This window comes from Macellibacteroides sp. (assembly GCF_050251695.1).
In the GTDB taxonomy this organism is placed as follows: domain Bacteria; phylum Bacteroidota; class Bacteroidia; order Bacteroidales; family Tannerellaceae; genus Macellibacteroides; species Macellibacteroides fermentans.
In genome coordinates, this window is record NZ_JBFWMI010000173.1 from 1 (window position 1) to 3331 (window position 3331).

Annotated in this window: 3 protein-coding genes and 1 pseudogene; all 4 read left to right on the forward strand. The window is 37.6% G+C overall.

The window, feature by feature from the left end; genetic code table 11:
- Positions 1 to 222 (forward strand): annotated as a pseudogene (locus AB7E53_RS14645) (hypothetical protein); the annotation flags it as partial.
- Between the two features lie 73 nt (positions 223 to 295).
- Entirely contained in the window at positions 296 to 1318 is a 1023-nt protein-coding gene (gene acgM, locus AB7E53_RS14650) for a radical SAM/SPASM domain protein, ACGX system (protein WP_446776536.1), read from the forward strand.
- A gap of 77 nt (positions 1319 to 1395) precedes the next feature.
- Positions 1396 to 2367, forward strand: a complete 972-nt coding sequence (locus AB7E53_RS14655; protein ID WP_446776538.1) for a zinc-binding alcohol dehydrogenase family protein — start codon at positions 1396 to 1398, stop codon at positions 2365 to 2367.
- 19 nt (positions 2368 to 2386) lie between these two features.
- A complete protein-coding gene (locus AB7E53_RS14660; RefSeq protein ID WP_446776539.1) occupies positions 2387 to 2608 on the forward strand; it encodes a tautomerase family protein in 222 nt (73 codons plus the stop codon).
- The last annotated feature ends 723 nt before the right edge of the window (positions 2609 to 3331 follow it).

The following is a 3331-nucleotide window of genomic DNA, read 5'->3' on the forward strand; positions in this document are numbered from 1 at the left end:
ATGTCGTTTGCAACATCAGGTTGTGGTTCTTCTTGTGGAGGTGACGATAAGAAACCTCAGTCTTCAGCATGCGGTGCATCTGATGAACAGCCAAAGCCCTCGGCTTGCGGCTCCTCTTGTGGAACTGACGATAAGAAACCTCAATCTTCGGCTTGCGGTGCATCTGATGAACAGCCAAAGCCCTCGGCTTGCGGCTCCTCTTGTGGAACTGGCGATAAGTAAATCTTTTGTCAGGGGTAATCAAATAATTACCCCTGACAATTCTTTATTAATTTAAATTTATCTAATTTTAAACATGGAATATTTTGCATTTCAATGGCATATTACCGATAGTTGTGATCAACGTTGTCAGCATTGTTACATTTTCTCTGAAAATATGAACCTGAAATTACATGAAATGAGTTGGACGGATATCGAACACACTTTTGCCAATTGCGTGGATATGTGCCAAAAAGCCAAACGGCTCCCCTACTTCTATATCACTGGTGGTGATCCTATTTTGCACAGCCGTTTTTGGGATATCATGGCATTGATGAAAGCGCATAACATTCCATTTACAATACTGGGTAACCCGTTTCATTTAAATGAAGAGGTTTGCTATAAACTTAAATCATACGGTTGTGAACGTTACCAACTCTCTATTGACGGACTTAGGGAAACACATGACAGTATTCGTAAACCAGGTTCATTTGACATTACTCTTGAAAAAATAGCATGTATCCGCAATGCTGGCCTACGCTGTGCTATTATGACAACAGTTTCGGGAACAAACATTCAGGAAATTCCGGGAATAATTGATTTGGTAGTGAAATATAAGGCGGATGTTTTTGCTTTTGCTCGCTATTGTCCTACCAGCAATGAAAAAAGCACCCATCTAACTCCCCAACAATACCGTGATTTGTTGGATATCTGCTGGAAAAGGTTTGAAGAGTACAAAGACTCAGGTACGAGCTTTAATCTAAAAGATCATTTATGGACGCTGTTCCTTTACGAAAAAGGATTGTTCTCTATTCCGGAAAACACAAAAGACGGTATAATATACGATGGGTGTAATTGTGCAAATTGTCACTTGACTATTTTACCCAAAGGCGAAGTATATGCCTGCCGACGTTTTGAAAGCAAAGTAGGAAATGTTTTTTCTGAAAATCTATTTGACATTTTTAATGGAGAGAAAATGGATGCATACCGTGATTACGATAAATTCGAGAAATGTTCAAAATGTGAATTAAAAGCGTTTTGCCGTGGTTGCCCAGCAGTAACTTATGGTTATACAAATAATTTTTATGGCGCTGATCCCCAGTGCTGGAAGGTCGTTTAAGATTGAAAACAGATTACATTATCCAATAAATAACAATATAAAATATCAGAGAATTTTATTCTTTGTTCAGAAAAAAAATGAAAGCAGTAGTTCTATCACATACAGGTACTCCGGGTGTTCTCCATGTAAGCGAAGTATCTCTCCCATCGATCAAATCCGGTTGGGTATTGATTAAAATAAAAGCATTTGGGCTCAATCGTTCCGAGCTGATGATGCGTGCATACGAAGCAAATGAGCCATACATTAAACTTCCTCGAATCTTGGGAATTGAATGTGTAGGTGAAATAGCCGATGGTTCGGACACCGGATTTCATAAAGGACAGAAAGTAATTGCCCTCATGGGTGGTATGGGACGCTCTTTTGATGGTAGTTATGCTGAATATGCTCTACTTCCCGCCAAGAACGTATTTACAGTAGATACAGACTTAAGCTGGGAAGAGCTGGCAGCAATTCCGGAAACTTATTTTACAGCTTGGGGGTCATTGTTTGAGTCTCTTCAATTGAAAGCTGACGATATTCTATTGGTACGAGGAGGCACAAGTGCCGCCGGTCTGGCAGCTATCCAACTGGCAAAAACAACCGGAGCATCGGTACTAGCTTCTACACGAAAAAAAGAAAAATCAAATCTGCTTCTAGATGCAGGTGCTGATCATGTAGTGATTGACAATGGAAAACTCAAGCTGCAAGTAATGGCTATTTTCCCTAAAGGGATAACCAAAGTACTTGAGTTAATCGGCCCAGCTACTCTTTCTGAATCTCTCAGTATGGTCAAGAAACATGGAATTGTGTGCATGACCGGCATTCTGGGAAAGAAAAGCATTATTGATAATTTTTATCCTATAAAGGATATCCCGTCCGGTGTTTACCTGACAGGCTTTTCAAGTAATACGCCAACACAAGAAGCCATTGATAAATTATTTACCAGAATAAAAGAATTTCATTTAAAACCTAGGATTGCGGCCATACTTCCGCTGGAGGAGATCGCGCAAGCTCACCAACTGATGGAAGACAATCAAGCAAACGGAAAAGTAATCATTAATATTCACTAATTATTAAAAAATTAATTGTATGCCACATGTAACTGTAAAACTCTACCCTACAGGGTCAGAAGAGATCAAAACCAGATTAGCCGAAGAGATCACCCGTGTAATCATGACGGTCGTCAATAAGCCGGAGGCTGCTATCTCTGTAGCAATTGAAGAGGTGGAAGAATCTGTCTGGATGGACGAAGTCTATGTTAAGGAAATCAAACCCAACATGGATAAACTTTATAAGAAACCAGGTTATTGATCAAGCAAAATACCTGGTCAACGTTGTTGATTGGGATAATCATCAGCCAATCATCTTTCAGTATAAATTAGATAAAAAACTGTAATTGCAAAATTAACAGTGGGCTTAGAGATAAGCGACTGCTTTGAAAATCTTATTATTGAAATCGTTCTAAAATCAATAAATGAGCAGGGTTGCCTTACTTATAATGTTTTTCAGGAATGTATTAATTATAACGTAGAATTAGTCTTTTGGAGAAGAATATATCAACGATAATGCTTTAGCGAAAAATAATAATTCAGAGTATTTTAAACATTTTTTGCAGCGACAACTTTATTATTTAGTTGTGAACCAATATTAATTATCAAATAAATAACCTGTATGAGGAATTAACTGAGATTTATAAGTCTTTATTATCTACAATCATCTTTGCCTTCATCCATCTATTTCCATTACTTAAGAGAAGTATTGGCGAAGATACGGAGAACTATTTCTTTTATAACGAACATCTATTCGTTTGCCAATTGTTGAATGCAAGTTATCCAATTGTGTACTTTGCGTTTGTCATATGGCAAACGCAAAGTACACAATTGTCGAACGAATAGTTCTTCGTATTGAAAGTATCTATTCGGTGTAGTACGTGTCTTATTATATAGTATAATAGAGTTTCTTTGTCCTCAAAAAAAATGTCATATAGTGTATTGTATTATCCAGATCGTAATGAGAAGTTACTATCATTACTTT

Excerpts from the sequence above, each read along its gene's own strand:
- acgM (WP_446776536.1), top strand. The coding sequence starts at position 296 with ATGGAATATTTTGCATTTCAATGGCATATTACCGATAGTTGTGATCAA.
- AB7E53_RS14655 (WP_446776538.1), top strand. The coding sequence starts at position 1,396 with ATGAAAGCAGTAGTTCTATCACATACAGGTACTCCGGGTGTTCTCCAT.
- AB7E53_RS14660 (WP_446776539.1), top strand. The coding sequence starts at position 2,387 with ATGCCACATGTAACTGTAAAACTCTACCCTACAGGGTCAGAAGAGATC.